General features: G+C 58.0%; 17 protein-coding genes. 7 read left to right on the top strand and 10 right to left on the bottom strand.

Annotated features, from left to right (window positions below; all coding sequences use genetic code 11):
• Nucleotides 1-68: 68 nt before the first annotated feature.
• Both MGMAQ_RS04950 and MGMAQ_RS04945 read right to left on the bottom strand, forming a co-directional pair.
• Nucleotides 69-725, bottom strand: coding sequence for a DUF2202 domain-containing protein (locus MGMAQ_RS04950; RefSeq protein ID WP_052716132.1), 657 nt, complete (start codon nt 723-725; stop codon nt 69-71).
• A 19-nt stretch (nt 726-744) separates the two neighbouring features.
• Nucleotides 745-1,599, bottom strand: a complete 855-nt coding sequence (locus MGMAQ_RS04945) for a magnetochrome domain-containing protein (RefSeq protein ID WP_158498782.1) — start codon at nt 1,597-1,599, stop codon at nt 745-747.
• A 315-nt stretch (nt 1,600-1,914) separates the two neighbouring features.
• On the opposite strand from MGMAQ_RS04945, the gene mamZ reads away from it, so the two are divergent.
• Nucleotides 1,915-3,885: a magnetosome biogenesis transporter MamZ gene (gene mamZ / locus MGMAQ_RS20060; RefSeq protein ID WP_065814674.1), complete on the top strand. Its 1,971-nt coding sequence runs from the start codon at nt 1,915-1,917 to the stop codon at nt 3,883-3,885.
• Nucleotides 3,886-4,329: 444 nt separating this feature from the next.
• Here the strand turns inward: mamZ and MGMAQ_RS04935 are convergent, their stop codons facing one another.
• Nucleotides 4,330-4,584 (bottom strand): hypothetical protein, encoded by a 255-nt coding sequence (locus MGMAQ_RS04935; protein WP_046020668.1) that lies wholly within the window; start codon nt 4,582-4,584, stop codon nt 4,330-4,332.
• Between the two features lie 251 nt (nt 4,585-4,835).
• Between MGMAQ_RS04935 and MGMAQ_RS04930 the strand changes: the two genes are divergently transcribed.
• Both MGMAQ_RS04930 and MGMAQ_RS19310 read left to right on the top strand, forming a co-directional pair.
• On the top strand, nt 4,836-6,236 hold the full coding sequence (locus MGMAQ_RS04930; protein ID WP_052716131.1) for a chondroitinase-B domain-containing protein: 1,401 nt from the start codon (nt 4,836-4,838) through the stop codon (nt 6,234-6,236).
• An 8-nt stretch (nt 6,237-6,244) separates the two neighbouring features.
• The gene (locus tag MGMAQ_RS19310; protein WP_052716130.1) at nt 6,245-7,330 is read left to right on the top strand and encodes a GNAT family N-acetyltransferase; all 1,086 of its coding nucleotides are present in this window, start codon (nt 6,245-6,247) and stop codon (nt 7,328-7,330) included.
• On the opposite strand, the gene MGMAQ_RS04920 is transcribed toward MGMAQ_RS19310, so the two are convergent.
• The 7 genes from MGMAQ_RS04920 to MGMAQ_RS04890 all read right to left on the bottom strand — a co-directional run bounded on the left by MGMAQ_RS04920 (nt 7,322) and on the right by MGMAQ_RS04890 (nt 15,452).
• The gene (locus MGMAQ_RS04920) at nt 7,322-8,182 is read right to left on the bottom strand and encodes a hydrolase 1, exosortase A system-associated (protein WP_082085275.1); all 861 of its coding nucleotides are present in this window, start codon (nt 8,180-8,182) and stop codon (nt 7,322-7,324) included. The two genes, MGMAQ_RS19310 and MGMAQ_RS04920, sit on opposite strands and share 9 nt — an antisense overlap.
• Nucleotides 8,179-8,961: a hydrolase 2, exosortase A system-associated gene (locus tag MGMAQ_RS04915; protein ID WP_046020667.1), complete on the bottom strand. Its 783-nt coding sequence runs from the start codon at nt 8,959-8,961 to the stop codon at nt 8,179-8,181. The genes MGMAQ_RS04920 and MGMAQ_RS04915 overlap by 4 nt, the downstream gene beginning before the upstream one ends.
• Nucleotides 8,951-9,202, bottom strand: coding sequence for an acyl carrier protein (locus MGMAQ_RS04910; protein ID WP_046020666.1), 252 nt, complete (start codon nt 9,200-9,202; stop codon nt 8,951-8,953). Before MGMAQ_RS04910 ends, MGMAQ_RS04915 begins: the two co-directional genes overlap by 11 nt.
• Nucleotides 9,203-9,273: 71 nt before the next feature.
• Entirely contained in the window at nt 9,274-11,184 is a 1,911-nt protein-coding gene (locus MGMAQ_RS04905; RefSeq protein ID WP_046020665.1) for an XrtA/PEP-CTERM system amidotransferase, read from the bottom strand.
• Between the two features lie 29 nt (nt 11,185-11,213).
• Nucleotides 11,214-12,755, bottom strand: a complete 1,542-nt coding sequence (gene xrtA / locus MGMAQ_RS19305) for an exosortase A (protein ID WP_052716129.1) — start codon at nt 12,753-12,755, stop codon at nt 11,214-11,216.
• A gap of 33 nt (nt 12,756-12,788) precedes the next feature.
• A complete protein-coding gene (locus MGMAQ_RS04895) occupies nt 12,789-13,778 on the bottom strand; it encodes an XrtA-associated tyrosine autokinase (RefSeq protein WP_065814716.1) in 990 nt (329 codons plus the stop codon).
• 63 nt (nt 13,779-13,841) lie between these two features.
• Nucleotides 13,842-15,452, bottom strand: a complete 1,611-nt coding sequence (locus tag MGMAQ_RS04890; protein ID WP_046020663.1) for an XrtA system polysaccharide chain length determinant — start codon at nt 15,450-15,452, stop codon at nt 13,842-13,844.
• 232 nt (nt 15,453-15,684) lie between these two features.
• Here MGMAQ_RS04890 and MGMAQ_RS04885 point away from each other — a divergent pair, with 232 nt between their 5' ends.
• From MGMAQ_RS04885 to MGMAQ_RS04870, 4 genes are all read left to right on the top strand, one after another.
• Nucleotides 15,685-16,386, top strand: coding sequence for an XrtA/PEP-CTERM system exopolysaccharide export protein (locus tag MGMAQ_RS04885; RefSeq protein ID WP_252508679.1), 702 nt, complete (start codon nt 15,685-15,687; stop codon nt 16,384-16,386).
• Between the two features lie 186 nt (nt 16,387-16,572).
• The gene (locus tag MGMAQ_RS04880; protein WP_046020661.1) at nt 16,573-18,039 is read left to right on the top strand and encodes a TIGR03016 family PEP-CTERM system-associated outer membrane protein; all 1,467 of its coding nucleotides are present in this window, start codon (nt 16,573-16,575) and stop codon (nt 18,037-18,039) included.
• Between the two features lie 6 nt (nt 18,040-18,045).
• Entirely contained in the window at nt 18,046-19,110 is a 1,065-nt protein-coding gene (locus MGMAQ_RS04875) for an XrtA/PEP-CTERM system-associated ATPase (protein ID WP_046020660.1), read from the top strand.
• Nucleotides 19,107-19,976 (top strand): XrtA system polysaccharide deacetylase, encoded by an 870-nt coding sequence (locus MGMAQ_RS04870; RefSeq protein ID WP_046020659.1) that lies wholly within the window; start codon nt 19,107-19,109, stop codon nt 19,974-19,976. Before MGMAQ_RS04875 ends, MGMAQ_RS04870 begins: the two co-directional genes overlap by 4 nt.
• The last annotated feature ends 3 nt before the right edge of the window (nt 19,977-19,979 follow it).

The raw sequence follows: 19,979 nt of genomic DNA, 5'->3' as shown, positions 1-19,979 counted from the left end.
AACCCAGGTTCAAACCGACGGCTTGGAAATCAGCTTGACTCAAATGACTCGATTACAGAAGCAGCCTGTTAGAACTGGCCTGTTTCCATGGGCGAGGAAAGAATTCTATTCACCCGACGAGCAGTCAGCACCTTGGCCTTGTAAGGCGCGCCTCGGGCCGACAGTTGTCCGGCGAAGGACCGCAGATGGTTGCGCGAGCCGCGCCGGATGGTGCGATAGACATCCCGTATATCGGCCCGTTGCGTATTTTCCAGGGCCTTATCCAGGTCGGCGATATCCACTTCCTCAATGAGGGCGCCTACGGCCAAACCGGCCTGAAGCGAGGCCTGTCCCTTGGCCGTGAGCTCCTGATAGAGGTCCGCCAAGTGGCTGTCCATGAATTCCCCGCGCTTGGCCGCCATGGCCGGGTCGGGAACCCGGTAGCGGGTCAACAGGCCACCCACCGCGTCCATATGCCGCTGTTCGGCCTGGGCAATGCGTTTGAACATGGGGATCTGCCAACGCTCAAAGAGGTCCAGATAAACATCCCGAGCGAGTTTTTCCTCTTCCCGCATGTATTGTAGATCCGCGACTTCTTGCTTGCTCAAACCTGTGACCTGCGGGGCATTGGTCCCCAGCATGGAATCGACCACTAGGATCAGCACGCCAGTCACCAACGCCACCGCCAGGAACAGGACGAACCACTGGGCGCCCTCGTCGTTCTTGCCGGGTTTGGTGAGGCTCATGACGCTTGTTCCCTTCCGGTCATTGCCACGCGGGGGCGCCGAGGGTATCGCGCAGGACACAGGTCTTGCCATTGACCGCGATGGTCTTCACGTACAGCGGATCGACCGCTTGCGGCAGCTCGATGCGGAAGGCCAATCCCTTGACGTACATATTCAAGGAAACCGGACAGCGTTGTTCTTCCAGGAACCATGACGGCGCCAGCACCGCCCGGTGCGGCACATTGACCCCATCGTCGACCCAAATATTGATCAACGAATTCTGGGCATTGGGCGCCGAAATGGCGACTTGCGCGATACTGCCTTGGAAGCGATGCAGTCCGGCCCGATCCAACGGAATGTTCAGGGACCCGAAATCTGTGGTGCCGTTCCCCTGCCCCGGCCCGGCAATGCGCAGCCGCTTGACCCCATCAGGCGGCATGACCGGCTGCAAGGCGTTGCTGGCCATGGCTTGCCGTTGCGGCTGTTGAGTCCAGGCAGCGGCGACTCCCACGGGCTGCGGTCGTGAGGGGGGCGTGGCTTGACCAATCCGCATTCCCTGCTGCGCCTGGGCGGCGCTGCGCGGGATGATCTGATGGCAGTTGCGGCAGGGCTGCGCCTCGCGGCCATCCGTATGAGGAGACAGGGTTCCAGCCTTGATCGGCGGGACCGCGATTCCCGTGGCATTGGGGTTGGTCGACGGCAGGGCGGCCTGATTACGGGTCGACATGATCACATGACAACTGGAACAGGCCATCTTTTCCCGCCCATCCATATGTGGCGCGGGAATGCCGGCGACGATCGGCGGCGCATGCTCGTAGTCATGCTCTTCCCACAGATCGTCGGAAAACAGGGTAATCAGCAACAACGCCAAGCTGAAGACGATGCTGGCGCCCATGATCCATTGTTCGGTTTTGATCTGACTGAGCATAGGCCGCCGGATTCGCTCCAAAAAGGATGGCGCGCATTGCCGGAGGACGATCATCGCCATCCCCGGAATGCACACAAATTTCTTGCTTCGCAGTTTCGAATTAGTATAAATCCCTTAATGGATCAACTGGAAAAGCCAATATGGCTGTTCTTTGGAATAATTACTTTATTTCTTGAATAGTCTTCAGACAAGGCAAACCAATATTTCCGCGATCGACTGGAAAGTTTCGTCATCCGGATTCTAGAGCAAGTCGAGACCACTCATAGGACGAGCCTGTAACGGATGACCAGTCGCAAAGTCACATCCAAAAATTGGAACACGGTCTACATGCTGTCGGCCTTGGGCTCGACCATCATGGCCCTGGCGGTGGGCATCCAGCCCTTGTTCCTGGATCAGGTTCTACAAATTCCTTTCGAGGAAGCCGGAACCATCAATGCCAACATCCAGGTGGTGGTGGAGATCCTCAGCCTGATTTTGATTGGCTATTTCGGCTACCTGTCGGATCGCTACGGGCGCATTCCGGTGGTCGTATTCGGATTCCTCATCGCCGCCACGGGCGCCCTGCTCGCCCCTTTCAGCCCTGAATTGGGCGCCGTCCTCGGCATTGGCGGGTTGGTGGTCTATTACCTGACGCGGATTTTGATGTCCCTGGGCGCCGATGCGGTGCAGTTGCAGATGACCACGCTCGCCGGCGACTTCACCACCTATAACAATCGCGCCCGATTCATGACCAATACCGTGTTCATGATGACCTTTGGCAGCACCATCATTTACGCGGTGATGATGCAGATTCCCAAACAGGAAGGCGGCATCTGGATCGTCATGTTGGCGCCCGCCGCCATCGGCCTGCTGGGCGCCTGGGTGGCGAAGAATTTCCTGGTCGACAATACGCCGCGCCTGGAAGAAGAAGAGCGCCCTTGGAAGCGGGTTTGGAATCTGGCCGCCAACGACCCACGGATGCTGCTTTGTTTTGCCTCGGCTTTTTACACCCGCGCCGACATGGTCTTCATCGGCTTGTTCTACATGCTGTGGAGTATTTCCTTTGCCGATGTGGTCGGCCTGAGCCGCACTGACGCGGTGGGCCATGCGGGCTTGATGATCGGCCTGACCGGCGTGATGGTGCTGATCTGCATTCCCTTTTGGTCGCGCTTTATCGAAAACCACAGCCGCATCGCCGCTATCGGCGCCGGGCTTTCCATGTCCGGGGCCGGGTTCATCTTTTTGGCACTATTCGTCAATCCCTTTGAATGGGGCGTGGTGCTGCCGTTGATGCTCATCGGTGCCGGACAGGCGGGTTGCCTGGTGGCGCCCCGGGTGCTGATCAGCGATCTGGCGCCCAACAAAATTCAAGGGTCGGTCCAAGGTGCCTTCAACGTGGCTGGCGGTATCGGCATTGTGTTGCTGGTCCAAAGCGGCGGCTATTTCTTTGACGCCGTGGGGCCGCGCTCGCCCTTTGTACTCACGGCCACCGGCAATTTGCTGGTCATGGGCTATGCCATCTGGCTGCTTTACAACGGGGTCGATGAATCACCGAAGCATATCCTGCAAAAGCTCAAGAAGACCGACCTCAAGCCGTTGGTCTTCATGACCTGCCTGCTGCCCTTGATCTGGCTGCTGGGCCGGGTGGCGGTCAGCGGCATGCTGCCGGGTACCGGGGTGGATGAAATGCCGGTGGGCTTCTTCAATCGCTATCTGGGCGACTGGGCGCTGAACTTCCTGATTCTTTCGCTGGCCATGCGGCCCCTGCGAGAGCTGACCGGGGCCAACAAGATCGCCAAATACTCGCGGATGATCGGGCTTTACGCCTTCTTCTACGCCACCTTGCACGTGCTGGTGTACGTGTGGTTCCAGTGGGACCTGAACTGGGGCGAGATGGCCAAGGATATCGCCAAGCGCGAGTTCATCATTGTCGGCATCCTGGCCTACATGATCCTGCTGCCGCTGGCCATCACCTCCTACAAGAAGCTGGTCCAGACCATGGGCGGGCGGAACTGGAAGAAGTTGCATCGCTCGGTCTATGTGCTGGATGTGGTGGTGGTGCTGCACTTCATGATGGCTGCCGAGCCCGAGAACGGCGAACCCTACATCTATGGCACCCTGGTGGCCCTGTTGCTCGGCTACCGGGCACGCAACACCAAGTGGCTGGCGCCCTATATCAAAATGGTCACGCGGAAGCCCGCAACGGCGACACCCGCCAAACCCATTGGCGATGATGCCAGGGAAGCGGCCAAGAAGGCCTCCGCAGCCGAATAATTTCTCAGAGTCGGATTCAAAAGTATTCCTTTGATCTCGAGGGCGTATATTTCCGCTCTGGCGGCGTCAAGACCTCCGAACGGGGCGCCGCCCCGTGTCGTCGGCCTTTCCTGGCCAGATCAAGAATCTACTGCCTTGATATCTAATGGATACTTTTAAATCCGCCTCTCAAGGATTTTCCGAGGGACGGCTCTGGAATTGATATCTCTCCTGCCCCAAATCTGAAGGTCGCCTTGTTATTGGGGCGACCTTCAGATTTGCATGGAACAGGAGGAACATATTGATTCGGGTGTGGTCTGGTTCAATTGAACCCGGTAACCCTGCGCGCGCCCATGGATACCGATCCCGTTTTTCCCATTGGCCTGAATCCGATCAAACGCGACGGGATCAAGAACCCGAGCGATGGCCGGAATCAGCCTTGCCGATCCACGGCCATTCAGGGACCTATTTTCGATCGTTCTCAGAAAACAGGTCTTCCACGTCGCTACCGCCGCAAGGCATAATAAAAATCAAGAGCGCGCGACCGATGCGTTTGAGAATGGTTCCGATTTTCATCGACTCCTTTCCCTGTTCCTTGGTACTCGTCTTTTCCTTACCCGGCGCGAGAGACCCCAATAACCCGCTCTCCTGATCATTTCCCCTGAAACGGCCCAGGTTCGGCCCTCCGGAGACTTGCGGAACATTCAGTGTAGTCATCATCCCATACCTTTGTCATGACAAACCTGTATCGACCGGCGGATGGCGGCTTAACCCGCCAACCCTTGCCTCATGATGAAATAGTATAACATTACATTTTTTGACAAATCAAACAGGGATGGCGGATTGGGACGAGGTTTTTTTGCTAAATGGCGAAACGAGGCGCATTGCAAATGGCGCAAGGGGAAAAAAAAGGTCAGATTGGCTATGCCCCCATAAGCTGGATCTGATCGTACAGGGAAGTCATGTCGAATATGCCAAAGAGATTGACCCAAAGCCGTTTCTTCTCGCCCCTTCTCCTTTTGCTGATGGTGGCGGTTGCCCCCTTGGCAAGCCAGGGCCTGGGCCTCACTCACCCGGCCAAGGCCGGGCAACAGATCACCTCATGGCTGGATTGGTCGGGTGTCGGAGCATCGCGGAAACGCCTGAGCATCCTGCCCTATGCCCATGAAGACCGGAGCAAAAGCCAAAAGGTGGCGGTTGCGTCGGTCAAGGAACTGAAAAAGGCCATACGCAAAGCCAAGGCGGGACAAACCATCATCATCGCCCCTGGCACCTATCGCGTCCCCGGCAGTAAGATCCCGGCTCAGGCAACCGGACGGGCCGATGCGCCCATCACCGTCATGGCCAACACCTTGGGTGATGTCATCCTCGAGTTCGATTTGAGTGGCGGCTTTAATGTCAAGCAACCGTACTGGAATTTCGAAAACCTTGTCATCCGCGGTGTTTGCGCCAAACATACGAAATGCGAACATGCGTTTCATGTGGTCGCCGATGCCAGGTTCATTGGCATCCGCAACAATATTGTTATCGACTTCAATGCCCAGGTTAAAGTTAATGGCGCCACATTCAAAAAAGTCCGGAGTATTCCCGACAATGGTGTCATCGAAGGCAACACATTCATCAACACAGCCCCCCGGCAAACCCATAGATCCGTGACTCCCATTGATATTGTCGGTGCCAAAGACTGGATCATCCGCCGGAATCTGATTGCCGATTACAGCAAGGCACTGGGGAATAAGACCAGCTATGCCGCCTTCGCCAAAGGGGAATCCTCCGGCACATTGTTCGAGAACAATCTAATCATCTGCGCCATGAATCAACCACCCGCGGCGAACCAGGTCGGTCTGTCCTTTGGCGGTGGCGGCACCGGCAAGACGCTGTGCCGTAACGGCGCCTGCCGCGACATAGAGCATACAGGCGGGACCATGCGGGGCAATGTCATCCTTAATTGTTCCGACGTGGGGATCTATCTGAATAAGGCCGCCGACACCACGATCCACAACAATACCATTCTCCATACCACAGGGATTGACTCCCGCTTTGCGGCCTCCAGTGCCACCATTTTCAACAACATCCTGGATGGTCGAATCAAGGAGCGGAACGGGGGGTCCTTCACGGAAGAAAGCAATTTGGCCTTAGGGTCGAAGGCTTTGTTCGGCTTGGCAGGTGGAGCCGGTACCAGCACCCTATTTACCAATGCCCAAAAGGTCGATCTCAGCTTGAAGGATCGGTCCGCGGTGGTGGGCAAGGGCCAACCCATCCCGACCCCGTCAGCGGATATCTGCGGCCATAAAAGGGATTCCAAAACGCCTGATCTGGGGGCGATCGAATACAAAGGCGGCGCCTGCGACCCACGAAACCTATCCCGGTAAGGCCTGCCATGTCCTATCAGGTCACGCGTTTTGATCGCCTAGCCGACTTGCCGGAGCAAGCCAGCGCGCTCCTTCACCGAGAGGGCAGCTTTTTCTCCTCTTGGACCTGGTATCGCTGCCTGATTGATGAAGCCTGTGCCCCCGGAGATGGCATCCATTTTTACGCGGTCGCCGATGACAACCAAGACTCCCGCTGCTTGTTGCTGCTCCCTGCTCTGAGTGTCACCGGCGGCAAGGACCTGGTCCTGCGCACCGTGGGCTCGCTGACCAATGTCTATACGGTCCTGTGGGAGCCCTTGTACGCAGACAATCTTGCCAATCCCAAAGCAGCCTTGGACGCTCTTGTTGACCACTTGTGTGCCCGGGAAAGCCGCTGGGAACATATGTCGTTCCGCGCCATGGAAAAAGACACTCCCAGTTTCGATTGGCTGGTCGCCGCCTTGCACCGCAACGGTTGGGCGGTCCAGCCCTATTTCCAATATGCCAACATCTATGAATCCATTACGGATCCGGATAGCGCGACCTACCTGTCCCGTCGCGGATCCTCCATCCGCAAGACCCTCTTGCGCATGGAACGCAAGGCGGAGCGGTCGGGGGCCTATCATCATGTCATGCATACCGGGCCGGAGGGTCTGGACCGGGCTATTGCCGACTATGAGCTCATCTATGCCGCCAGTTGGAAGCAGCCGGAAGCCAAACCCGACTTCATGCGGTCGCTGATCCGCGCCGCCGCGGAGGAAGGCTCCCTGCGCCTGGGTCTTGTGTACTGGGATGACAAACCGGTGGCCGAGCAATTGTCCTTTGTGCGGGGCGGTCGCGCCAGCATGTACAAAACCGCCTATGACGAGGACTACAAGAAACAGGCGCTTGGTCGCCTTTCCCTCCTCCACCTGATGCGTCACGTCATCGACGAGGACCATGTTCACGAAGTGGATTTCGGCATTGGCGCCGAGCCTTATAAGGAAGAATGGCTATTCCAGCGGCGGGATCTCTGGGGACTGGCCGCCTACAATCCAAAGACGCTCCGGGGCGCTCTTGGCGCCGCCCGCCATGTGTTGGCGCCCAAGATCAAGAAGGCCCTGTTGTCACGGTAGCAATAGCCATTGGCTGATCCAATCATGGACCTGCCGCCGCCAAGCGGCGGTGGAATAGGTATGGTTGGCTCCCGGTTGCCGCTGCAAAGTGACCTGAGACCGCGCCGTCCAATCCTTCATGGCACTGCTGCGCCATACGGCCGTATCAAATTCTTGGGCGGTCATATCGGCGCCCCCCAAAATCACCAATACCCGACGATCAAAGGCCCGAAGCGCCGCCGACACCCGTTCGGGCAAGGAAAGGGGCTCGGGATGAGCCTGGGTTCCATGGTCTTTTTTCACCCCGCGAGCCTGAGCGACCTTGCCCAGCAGCTCGCTGCCTACGCGCAAGGGATTGAGACCGCCCCCCAGGGCCTTGCGCCAGAATTGAGGGGAGGTGAGCCGTTGCAGGTAATAGTGACGGACTTGCGCGCGAGCCAACGTCTGTTCGCTGCGCACCCAGGGATTGATGAGCACCAACCCCCCGATGCGGGAATCCGTCGCCCCATAGAAGGCCGACGCCGACGCGCCATCGCAAAGGCCCAATAGAACGACGTCGTTCACGGACGGTGCCTGGGCCTGCAAGCAATCCACCGCCGCGCGGATATCCACGTTCAAGTCCTCGAAACCGGGGAAGTCGCCGGTGCTGTCTCCCATGCCGCGCAGGTCGAAACGGAGCACCGGGATTCCCTGTGCCGCCAGTTCCCGGGCCAAAAGCACATACTGTCGATGGGTGCCGATCCGGTACTGGGGGCCGCCGACCACCACCACCACGCCTCGATTCCCCGGCGCGGCGGGTTGATGCAGGACTCCCACCAGGGTTTCCCCGTCACAGGGAAAAGTCAGCGCCTGTTCCTGGATGACGACGGTCATGGTTTGTCCTGCCACAAGGCTGCCGTCGCCGCCACCAGATCGTCCGCCGCAACGACTTCTTCGATGGACCAAAAGGCCTCGCCAGATACGACTTGAGCCCGACTCGTTGCCCCCCATTGGGCCAGACAGGTCGAGGCGGCGGGATTGAGCGCCTCGCCACCGACCTGGAACCAATCCACCGGTACCCCAGGGTTGGCGAGAGTCCATTGATCCAGATCCTTGGCCAAGGCGGCGGACAGGGCGTATCCGGCCACTTCCAAGGTTTCCCCCGCGTCCCAGCGTGCGCGCAAATCCTTCACGGTCTCCTGAGCGCCGCCAAGGCCCGCAGCCACCCGAATTCTTAGAAACTGGGTGAGGAAAGTCGGGCCCTTGAGAACCGGTTGCCAAAGAATGACCCGCTCGGTTGTCCCGTCTGCCGCGGCACAGGCCAGACCAGCCCCCAACCGCAAGCCCAGCAAGGAAATGGTTTCATAGCCGGACTCCCGCAGCCAGCCGGTTGCCGCGCGCACATCTTCGATCCAGGTGGACCAACGAACGGAATCCAGGTCACCCCCGCTGTCCCCTGTTCCATAGGGATCCAGCAAAAGAGTGGCCATCCCGAGCGGCGCCAGGGTCTCCGCCAAATCCACGGCAACCCGTCGCGAGCGATTTCCTTCTTCGGCAAAAGGCGGAACATATATCAAAGCCGCGCGAGCCTGCGCGGCGGCAGGACCGATCCGCAGGGTAAACAAGGGACCATTCGGACCTTGTAGAAACTGTGGCTCGCGATCAGCCGCCAAGCTTAGACTCCACGAATGCACAGAGGCTGCCCACAGTGAGGAAAACCTCGGCCGTCAGGTCATCGTCCTCGATGGCCAGGTCGAAACGTTCCTCCAAACCCGCGATCACCGTCGCCACGGCCATGGAATCCATTTCCGGCAGACTTCCCAACAGCGCCGTATCGGCGGTCAGATCCGCCGTCCGATCTCCCAGATGCAGGACTTCGCCGAGCAATCCGATAACGTGATCAAGGGTGGCCATGTTATTTTCCATTCATTCAATTATTGCTCCCCCACCATCGCGATGGCCATCAGGAGGGAGCAAAAGACTAATCAAAGCGCCGGCTTCCCCGCCTCGCGGGTTTTGCGCAAAAAGGATTCGAACATGACGATCGTCCAAAGGGGCGCACTATGATCGCGCAACCCGGCCTGATGCTGATCAACCAGAGTCTTCAGGTATTTTTGATCAAATAGACCACAATCCCCCAGAAGGTCGCCGGTGACCACGTCACGGACCCGGTCCTTCAGGGGTCCTCGAAACCAGGCAGCCAGGGGCACGGAGAAGCCCATCTTCTTGCGGTAAAGAATGTCATCGGGCAGGTGCGGCTCCAGGGCCTTCTTGAAGATATATTTTCCCTCGCGCCCGTTCAGCTTCATATCCGGTGGCAGGCCACAGGACCATTCGACAAATTTATGGTCCAACACCGGCACCCGCACCTCCAACGATACCGCCATGCTGGTGCGATCCACTTTGGGCAGGATATCGCCCGGCAGCCATGTTTTCATGTCCGCATATTGCACTTTGGACAGCGGGTGATCGGTGGGAGCCGCCTTCATGTGCCGTCGCAGCACCTCCACCGCATGATACCCTTGCAGGTCATTGGTCATGCGCTCGCTGTAAAGGCGCCGTCGCAGGTGATCCGGCATCACGGAAACGCTGTGAAAGAAGCCTTCGTCCGCATCCCGGGCGATGGACTGGAAGGTGGACTTGGCGCGCAGGAATTTCGGTGCCCAGTCGAGTTTCGGATAGGTCGCCCCGAGCATGCCGAACAACGGCTTGCGGATTCCCTGCGGCAGCTTGCCGCGCACCATCTCTTCATAGCTGTGGAACGGATAGCGGCGGTACCCGGCATAGACCTCGTCGCCGCCATCGCCGGACAGGGCGACGGTGACCTTTTCCCGGGCCAGTTTGCAGACCCGATAGGTGGGCATGGCCGAACTATCGGCAAAAGGTTCGTCGTAGAAGGTCGCCAACTGGTCGATCAGGTCAAAGGAATCCGGGTCCACCTGCTGCACCCGGTGATTGGTGTGATAGCGCTCGGCCACCATTTGGGCATAGGCGGATTCGTCATAATCCTTGTGGGCAAAGGACATGGAACAGGTATCCACCGGTTTTTCCGAGGATTCAGCCATCATCGCCACCACGGCGCTGGAATCCACACCACCGGACAGAAACGCCCCCAAAGGCACTTCGGCGATCATGCGGATTTTCACCGCCTCGCGCAGGCGCTCGATCAATTGTTCCTGAATCTCGCGCGGGTCCTTGGGCACATCGGCGTCGAACCGCACGTCCCAATACTGGCGCGGTTGTGGGGTCGGCATACCGCGACGATAGGTCAGGGTATGGCCGGATTCCAACTTGTACACGCCCTTGAAGATGCTGCGCGGGTCGGGAACGTAGCCGTAGGAGAAGTATTCCTCCACGGCCGCCGGGTCCAGATCCCGAGGCACGCCCGGATAGGGCAGCACCGATTTCAATTCCGAGCCGAAGACCAGCGTGCCATCGGCCAAGGGGGCGTAGTAGAGCGGCTTGATCCCCAGCCGGTCACGGGCCAGGAACAGGGTATCTTTGTTGCTATCCCAGATGGCGAAGACGAACATGCCGCGAAATCGATGGACGCAGTCCTCGCCCCATTCCTCCCAGGCATGCACGATGGCCTCGGTATCGCAATGGGTGCGGAACTGGTGTCCCAGGGCTTTCAATTCGTCGAAAAGTTCCTGAAAATTATAGATCTCGCCGTTATAGACGACCACGACGGAGTCATCCTCGTTGTACAGCGGCTGACGCCCGCCAGAAAGATCGAGAATGGATAGCCGACGGTGGCCCAGGCCGATCCCCGGCGCGACAAACAGACCGCCTTCATCCGGGCCGCGATGAAATTGGGTGTCGTTCATGTGCGACAGCAGCGCCTCGTCGATGGGGCGGGCGCTACTATCGTGATAGATGCCAACGATGCCGCACATACTCTACCTCTTGTTCACAGCCAAAACCGTTATTTGAGACCCGCCGCCCGGTCGAGTGTTTGGATCATAAACCCAGAATCCGCCAAAAATTTCTTGAGAGTTTCCGCCGCTTTCTTGGGGCGATCGTCATAGGGCGATGATACCACCAACGCCGCTGCCGCCGGTGTCCCGCCAAAAATCAGGGCTCTGGCTTGCATCACTTTGGCCATCCACGGGCGAGCGGTAAAAGACTGGTCAACCCAGTAGGTTTTCCACGAAAGCCGTTTTCCATGTTTGGAAATCAATGTCTTGGCATGAAAGGAAACGGATTGCTCACCATGCTTGACAACCGTGGTGCCAACCCCGGCCCGGCGCCATGTCTTATTGTCCACATGGTTGCCATAGGACACGGCCTCTGATCCCTGCCTCTGCCGGGCATAGTAGGCGATGTAGACATCAACCATGTTTTCCCCATCGCTGAAACGCCACCGCGCTTCGTCGTCGGGGCCTAGAAAAGCCGGCTGCCAGGATTGGGGAATCTCCTCGACGATCCGCCATGGAGCTGACAGCGCCGGGACCGTCATGGTCGGCGCCTGTTCAGCGGTCCGCGCCAGGGCAAAAGAGGCGAAAGACGGGGCAATGGAAACCAAGGCCAATGTGCCGACCGTCAGCATGACCACGGACCTTGAGCCAGCCGGCGCGGCAAAACCGGCTGCACCCGCAGGCGCCTCGGTGGTCGGCACGAAATCCTCGCGAAACTGCCATCCGATGGCGATCAAGATCATGGTGATGAAGGAGAAGAAGATCCAACCATAAATCAGATGGTCCACACCCAGGGCGAAATCACGGTCCACATAATGGGCCAGAACGACGATTCCGTAAGCCCTAAATCCATTGGCCAAAATGGGGATCGTCAGGGCCAGCGCGACGAAGGCCAATCGTCTACCCCATGAACGGTAAAGCATATTGGCTCCAAGCGCGCCCAGGGCCGTTGAAGCGGTGAAAAAACGCAAGCCAGAACAGGCCTCGGCCACCTCGAAATCACCGCTGGGTATGCTGATCAACACGCCGTCCGCGTAAACGGGTATTCCGGTCAGCTCCAGCCCCCACACCAGGATCAACGCCGTCACATCCTGCATGGGCGGGACCAGGAAATCGCCAAAAGGAATGGCGAACCAGGCAAAAAACAGCGGAAAGGCGATCCGCCATGCTACCTGTGGGCCCAAAAGCGTCAGCACAAGGGATTCTGCCACCCCCATGAACCCGATCTGCTGGACCAACAAGGTATCCGTTACACGACCGATCAACCAGACGACCGCCGCCCCGGATACCAGAATCAGCGCCCATGGGGCCGGTTTGGGCACCACCCACGCCAAATCCGCCTTGCGTTCCCAAATCAGGTACGCGACGACAGGAAAAATTGCAAAACCATGATTGAAGGATGAGGAGGTCGACCAGACACCGACCGTATCGCGCGCCGTTTCGAACAACAGCGCCGTTACCATCAACACACCCAACCCGGCCATCCAATAGGCCAGCCGATCATTGTTCCCAGTCATCGGGTACTCGCAATCGCCCAATTCATCGGCCACCGTGACGGCGCCATTTCCAGTCCTTTGACGAAATCAGTCATCGCCACCGGCGTAATAGCTACCGTAATAGGCGGATCCACCGTGGCCTCCGGCAAGTCTGGTCCCTGCCTTGTTGAGCACCAGATTGATATGTTCGCAGTTGTCCAACATATCCAGTGCGCCCAACACTTCCACTTCCTTGGTCCGTTCGAATTCGACCACCAGGATAATCTGCCCCACATGTTTCAACAGCGCCCCGCCTTCGCTACTGGCCAGAACCGGCGCGGTATCGAAGATAATCACACGGTTGCGATATCGCATGGCAATCTCATTGATGACCTGTCCAGCCCGTTCACTGGCCAACAATTCCGTACCCATGGAGTGAGAGCGCCCCGCCGGAATGATGGAGAGATTGGGAATATTGGTCCGCATCAACACATCGGCAACGTCAAGATCTTCATTTTCCAGAAGGTCCACGAGCCCGCGGTCCGCTTTCAAGCCTAAGGTCGGCATGACATTGGGACGGCTCAAATCCGCATCCACCAACAACACAAACACATCGCGTTCCTTGGCGATGCTCATGGCCAGATTCACCGACGTATAGGTCTTGCCTTCACCGGGAATGGCGCTGGTGACCATGATCAGGTTACCGTCCTTGACGGCTTCCTCGCCGGTCGCCAGGGCGCGCAACAAAAGCGGACGTTTGATCACCCGGAACTCTTCCGTCATCCGGGAGCGTTCGCCGCGCGAGGTAATCATGCCTTTTTCCGCTATGGCATCCAGGTCGATATCAATATGATTGCCGCCGCGATAGCCATCCTTGCCGCCGCCATCGGACCCTTTGGCGGGTGTGGGCTCCACAGGCGCTGGCGGGCCTTTCGGTTCGACGGCCATCTCCCCGCCCTCGGCACCGCCGCCGGGGCGACTATCGGCCTCGGCCTTCCGCGCCGAGGTCGTTGGCTTTTCCGAAAAGTCCACACCGCTGCTCGAAAACCGTTCGGCGGCGCGCTCAATCAGGGAAGGTCGCTTTTTTTTCCGCTCCATCTTTCGACGCTCGCTCGTTTGGGTCCAATCCATAGTCGTTGCCCGCCGCCAAGGCGGGATCTTCTATTCCAGCCTGCCTCGGATGCCTTCGGGCAGCTTGTTGATCAATTGCGCCTTCACATCCGCGGGAACAACGTTGACCAGACCGATATTGCGCTCGACCACCATCAGGCCGAAGTAAACGGCAATCAGGACCCATATGGCCAGGACAAAGGTCACGATCCGCACGGTCCGGTAGGTTTTCGTGCCCTTGGGCACACTCACCGAAACAATGCCCAGCACCGGTCTTCCGGTAACCTGGGCCAAGCGCAAAGTGCTCGGGAACGTGGTTTGCAGGCTCACAAACAAGGTTACCAAGCCCAATCCGGCACCGAACCCTAAAACCATGACCGCGGTCAGAACCAAGGATCGCTTGAGACCCGTGGGAATGACCGGAAGCGTCGGCGGCTCAACAATCCTGAACTGAACTTTTTCAGCCTTGGTTTCTTGGCTTTCGGACATGATCGCCGCTTCTTGCCGGGCGAGGAGTTCCTCGTAGTTTTTTCGGCTTAGTTCAAAATCGCGGGTCAGGCGGTCCAACTCGCTCTCGACTTCTGGAACCATGCTGGCTTGCTCTTCGAGCTTGGCATTGACTCCTTCCTGCCGTGAAACCTTTGAGCGCAGACTTGCCACTTCGGTCTGTGCGGAAACCAATTGCATTTTGATGCTTTGGTAAACCTCGTTGGGGCGACGGGTGATCGCTGGGCCGCCGCTTCCCGGCCCTCCCGTGGCAGCCGAGGCCCGTTCTTCCGCCAGTTCTTTTTTCAGATCGTCAACCAAGCGCTGGGTCGCTTTGACGTCGGGATGGTTTTTTGTGTATTTCAGCAGCAAATCATCCATCCGGTGCTGCAATTCCATCAGACGGGAGGCGACCCCCGACGGCGGCCCACTTCCGGTCGAGTCATCATCGAATTCAATGTATTCCGGCACACCGCCCAATTGACGCTGGATTTCAGAAACCCGCGTATCCGCGTCCGCGAGATTTTCTTTCAGCTTGGTCAACTCACTGCGGGCTGCCGTGAGAAAATCGTAGTAGTTGGAACTTCCGGGAAGCAGATCGATATTGGCCTGCTTGAAGCGGGACAATCGCTGTTCAGCCGTCGTCATCTGCTCTTCGTAAATCCGCACCTGCTCGTCAATGAACTGCCGCGCTGAATCCAATTCCTTCCGGCTGGTGCCCAGGTTGCCTTCCACGAAAATACTAATCAGGGCTTGGACAACCTTGTAAGCGACCTCGGGGATCGGGTCGCTATAGGCGATCAAGAAGAGGTTCGTGCGTTGCGCCGTGACGGTGACATTCGACTGTAGCCTCTGGATCAACTTCTCGGTTTCGGCCTCGGTCACCGCTCCGATATCCAAATCGGTCATCCGGATCACTTTTTCCAGATTGGGGCGGCTCAACAAAGTCCGATGCATGATTTCGATTTGCTGGAGTTTATTGGTCTCGACCGTCAAGCCCCGCAACAGCGGTCGCAGCATGCTTTCCGTGTCGACCACGATTCGCGCATTGGACTCATATTTGTCAGGAATAAAGGCCACAACCGGCCACCCGATCAGGCAGACCAGCCATGCCACCCAGATCACGTACCATCTACGGCGCCAAATTGCAGGGATATAGGAAAGAATTTGGTCCATTATTTCGCTTTACAATGCTCCAGCGTGACACTTTCTGGGTGCGGCCTTAACACGCGGCAACCGCTGAATTCAATAACGAAACCACCGTCGTGCATTTGATCCGGAAGTCATTTAACACCGATTCAAACCCATTGGCGATAGTTTCCTCACCCCATCCGGGCATAGCCACCTCCGTGGCGGATGGGCAACGGGAGTGTGACCGATATAGCGCAGACATGTCACTATCACTCAAGTGACTATTGCACAAGGAAACCAACTATATGATACTGCATTCCAACATTCACAACTGTTCGGACCTTTAGTCGTGCGCAGCTATTTCAATAGTGTCATATCACTCCGCCCCGTCATGGTCGCCCTACTCGGCCTGTTTATGGTCGCCTGCTCGCCCTATGACGATGCCCCGGACGTTTCCCAGACCGTTGGGGAACAACCGACTTATCGCATCGGCGCCACGGATACGCTGCAGATCTTCGTCTGGCGGAATCCGGAGCTGTCGACCACCATTCCAGTTCGTCCCGACGGATTGATTTCGGTCCCTTTGATCGAAGATCTTCAAGCCGCCGGCAAAACGTCGACACAACTGGCTCGAGACATCGAAAAGGTGCTGGGCGAATATGTCCAAAACCCGATCGTCACGGTGATCGTCACCGGGTTTGTCGGACCGTTCAATCAGCAAGTCCGCGTGGTGGGTGAAGCCGCCGAGCCGCAGGCTATTTCATTCCGTGAAAGGATGACCGTCCTTGATGTGATGATTGAGGTGGGTGGCTTGACCGAATTTGCCTCGGGCAACCGGGCCGTGCTGGTACGCCAAAAGGCCGAGGGCAAGGAGAATTTCCGTATTCGGCTCGACGATTTGCTCAAGGAAGGCGACATGAGCGCGAACGTGGAAATGCTTCCGGGCGATGTGATTATCGTTCCGCAGGCTTGGTTCTGATTCTTTCTCCGGTTCCGATCCGGCGTCCGGCGTCACGCACGCCTGGGCGTCGTTTTGGGATTGGAAACGATCCGAGATTCACGACAGCACTCTAGACGGCACACTGGCGACGGAATGACCAAGGCGGCAAACAAGGATAGGTTCGGACGGAATGGGTACCCCTGCGTACGCACCCATTCATTGTCGATGGCCGTCCGGGGATCCGTGCTGGCGAGCCTTTTCGTCGGCGGTCTGGCGACCCTTTTGCCAATGCAAAGCCAGGCCCGCTGGGACATCGTGACCACCGTTGCCACCGAGGAAACCTTCACCGACAACGCCAATTCCTCGACCACCAATCGGGCCACCGACTTTATCAACACCACCGATGCCGGCATCAGCCTACAGGGCGAAGGCGGCCGAAGCAGTGCCAATTTCAGCTATTCCCTGTCACGGGACACCTATCTTCGAAACAAGGAGCTGAACGGCTTCCGGCATGAACTGCTGGGGCTCGGAGAAGTTGATATCATTCCGGACTACGTTTCTGTCGATGGCCGTGCATCGGTGAGCGAGCAATTCGTTTCGCAAACAGGCACCACAACGGCGACCGACCGCACCACATCGACCAACCGGACCCGAATCCTCAACTATTCCATCGCGCCCACCTTCAAGCATGGCAACGACGGCTGGGCTGATTCGGTGATGACCTATCGGCTCAACGGCAATCGCTTCATGGCCACCGGGACCGACACCGGGACGGGCGATGGAGGCCTCAACAATACCATCACTCACGAGATTATCTCCGGCCTGGAAAGCGGCCGCCGTTTCAGTGTCCTGACCTGGTCCGGCGAAGCGCGCACGGAAGTTTCCATGAAGCAAGGGCAATTCGATTACCGCCGCGATGTGACCGAAGGAGAGGCCGCCTATGTGGTCATGCCGCAATTGACCTTGCTGGCTTCCGCCGGTTACGAGAAATTCAAGGACAAGAACAGCGCGGACCAATCGGCCAACAACGGACTCTTCTGGAACGGCGGCATGCAGATCGCCCCGGGACCAAAAACCAATGTAACCATCCAATATGGCAAGCGGTTCACCACCACTCAATTCTCTGGCGATCTGACCTATCGCTTCTCGCCACGGACCACGTTGCAGGGCTCCTATTCGACCGATTTCTCGACCCAGCAAACCGCTCTTTCCAGCAGCTTGAACAATCTGACCACCAACGACGACGGTGACATCATTGATGCCACGACGGGTCTTGTGGTGGATCCCAACGACCTGCAAACCGATTTGGTGGAATCCAGCTTTAAGTCCCAGACTCTCAGCCTGGGTTTGACCGGAACCAGAGGGCGCAACCGCTTCAACGCCGGCGTGAACCTGACCAAGCGAACTTTCAGCGGCACCAATGCAGGGTCTGATTCGAGCCTGTCATTGAACGGGAGCTGGAACCGGGAGCTTTCGCGCCAAACAACTTTGAACGTCAATGCCAATTTCAGCCGCAGTTCCTCCAGCAGCTCCGGAACGACAAAGTCAATGAACGGTACCGCGCAGCTGAGCTATGCCCTGAACGACACGCTGGATGCTTCGGCTCAAGTCTCGCGGCTGTATCAAAACACCACAGGGACTCCAGCCCTGAAGGAAAACACGGTCTCTGTCAGCCTGCGCAAGGAGTTCTGAGCCACTATGTATGTCGAGTTTTACGGGCTCAAGGGACCGCCGTTCCAGCTGACGCCGGATCCGCGGTTTTTTTTCGGCAGTACCGTTCACAATCGTGCCAAGGCCTATCTATCTTACGGTCTGACCCAGGGTGAAGGCTTTATTGTCATCACCGGCGATGTGGGCGCGGGCAAGACCACCCTGCTGGCCCATCTCATGTCCCATATGGACTCAGAGAAGTACAAGACCGGCACCATCGTCACCACGCGCTTCAACGCTGACGACACCCTGTACATGACGGCCTCGGTATTCGGCATTCCCCATGAGGGTCTCACCAAGCCCGCCTTGCTGGAACGAATTCAACAATTCCTGGCCGACAATCTGGCCGAGGGACGCCGCAGCATCTTGGTGGTCGATGAGGCCCAGAATCTGACCTTCGAGGCTTTGGAAGAGCTCCGCATGCTGTCCAACCTGACCGTGGGCAACGATGTGCCCTTGCAGAGTATTCTGGTCGGTCAGCCGCAGTTCCGCCGTACCATCGCCAGCCCCGATCTGGAGCAGTTGCGCCAACGGGTCATCGCCTCCTATCACCTGGGCCCGGTGGATGACGAGGAAACCAAGGAATACATCCAGCACCGTCTGCACGAGGTGAACTGGAAAAACGACCCGAAAATCACCGACGGTGCTTTCCAGGCGATCTATGAACGCACTGGCGGCGTGCCCCGGCGGATCAACGTGCTTTGCTCCCGGCTGTTGCTCTATGGGTGCCTGGAAGAGCTCCATAAAATTGACGGCGATGACGTCAATCAGGTGGCCGAAGACCTGGAGCTGGAGCGCGATAGCGGCTTTGAGCCGGATCCGGAAGAGGCGAAGCAAGAGGCCTCGGCCGCGGTGCTGTCCAACGTCGCTTCCCTTGATTCCGAGGCGCTGCGTGAACAGATTCATGCGGTAAAGGAATTGAAAATCCGCGTGGAAGCCATGGAAGACTTGGTTGATTTGCATGACCAGGCGCTGCGCCGCGCACTGATGACCTTTTCCGAATACCTCCGGACCCTCGATGGGGAGGTGGAGAAGAGGCGTCGGTCGAAATGACGGCCCCCATCGTCAACGCCATGACCATTGACGTGGAAGACTATTTCCAGGTCCAGGCCTTTGCCAACCGGGTATCACGCGGCGATTGGGACAGTTTCCCCACCCGCGTGGTGGACAATACCTCGCGCGCCCTGGATATCTATGCCGAGACCAACACCAAGGCGACCTTCTTCACCCTTGGATGGGTGGCCGAGCGGTTTCCGCAGTTGATCAGGCGCATTGTCGAAGAGGGTCACGAACTGGCCAGCCATGGCTGGGCCCATTTCCTGGTCACCGACCAGAGCCCCGATGAATTCCGCGACGACATCCGCCGCACCAAGGCTTTGCTGGAAGATACCGGCGGTCAGGCGGTCACAGGCTATCGGGCCGCCACCTTCTCTATCGGGCGGAACAACCTATGGGCCTTCGACGTACTGGCCGAAGAAGGCTATGCCTATAGCTCTTCCATCTATCCCATCAATCACGATCTTTATGGCATGCCAGAAGCCCCGCGCTTCCTGTTTCAGCCCACCGATGCCGCCATCAGCGAAATCCCGCTGACCACCCTTCGTGTGGGCAGCCGCAATCTACCTTGTTCCGGCGGCGGCTATTTCCGCCTGCTGCCCTATGCGGTATCGCGTCAGGCCATGCGGCGGGTGAATGGAAATGATGGGCAATCCTGCATTTTCTATTACCATCCTTGGGAGTTGGATCCGGACCAGCCGCGCATGGACGGACTGTCAGCCAAATCCAAGTTCCGCCATTATCTGAATTTGCACCGCATGGAACATCGCCTGCGTCGGCTGCTGGCTGATTTCAAATGGGATCGCATGGACCGGGTGTTCATGGCCGATCCCCAACCCAACGCCGCGCACAAGTCAGTCTAGGGG

This window comes from Magnetospira sp. QH-2 (assembly GCF_000968135.1).
Classification (GTDB): Bacteria; Pseudomonadota; Alphaproteobacteria; order Rhodospirillales; family Magnetospiraceae; genus Magnetospira.
The sequence above is the reverse complement of the archived record's forward strand: the minus strand, read 5'-3'. Positions and strand labels throughout refer to the sequence as shown.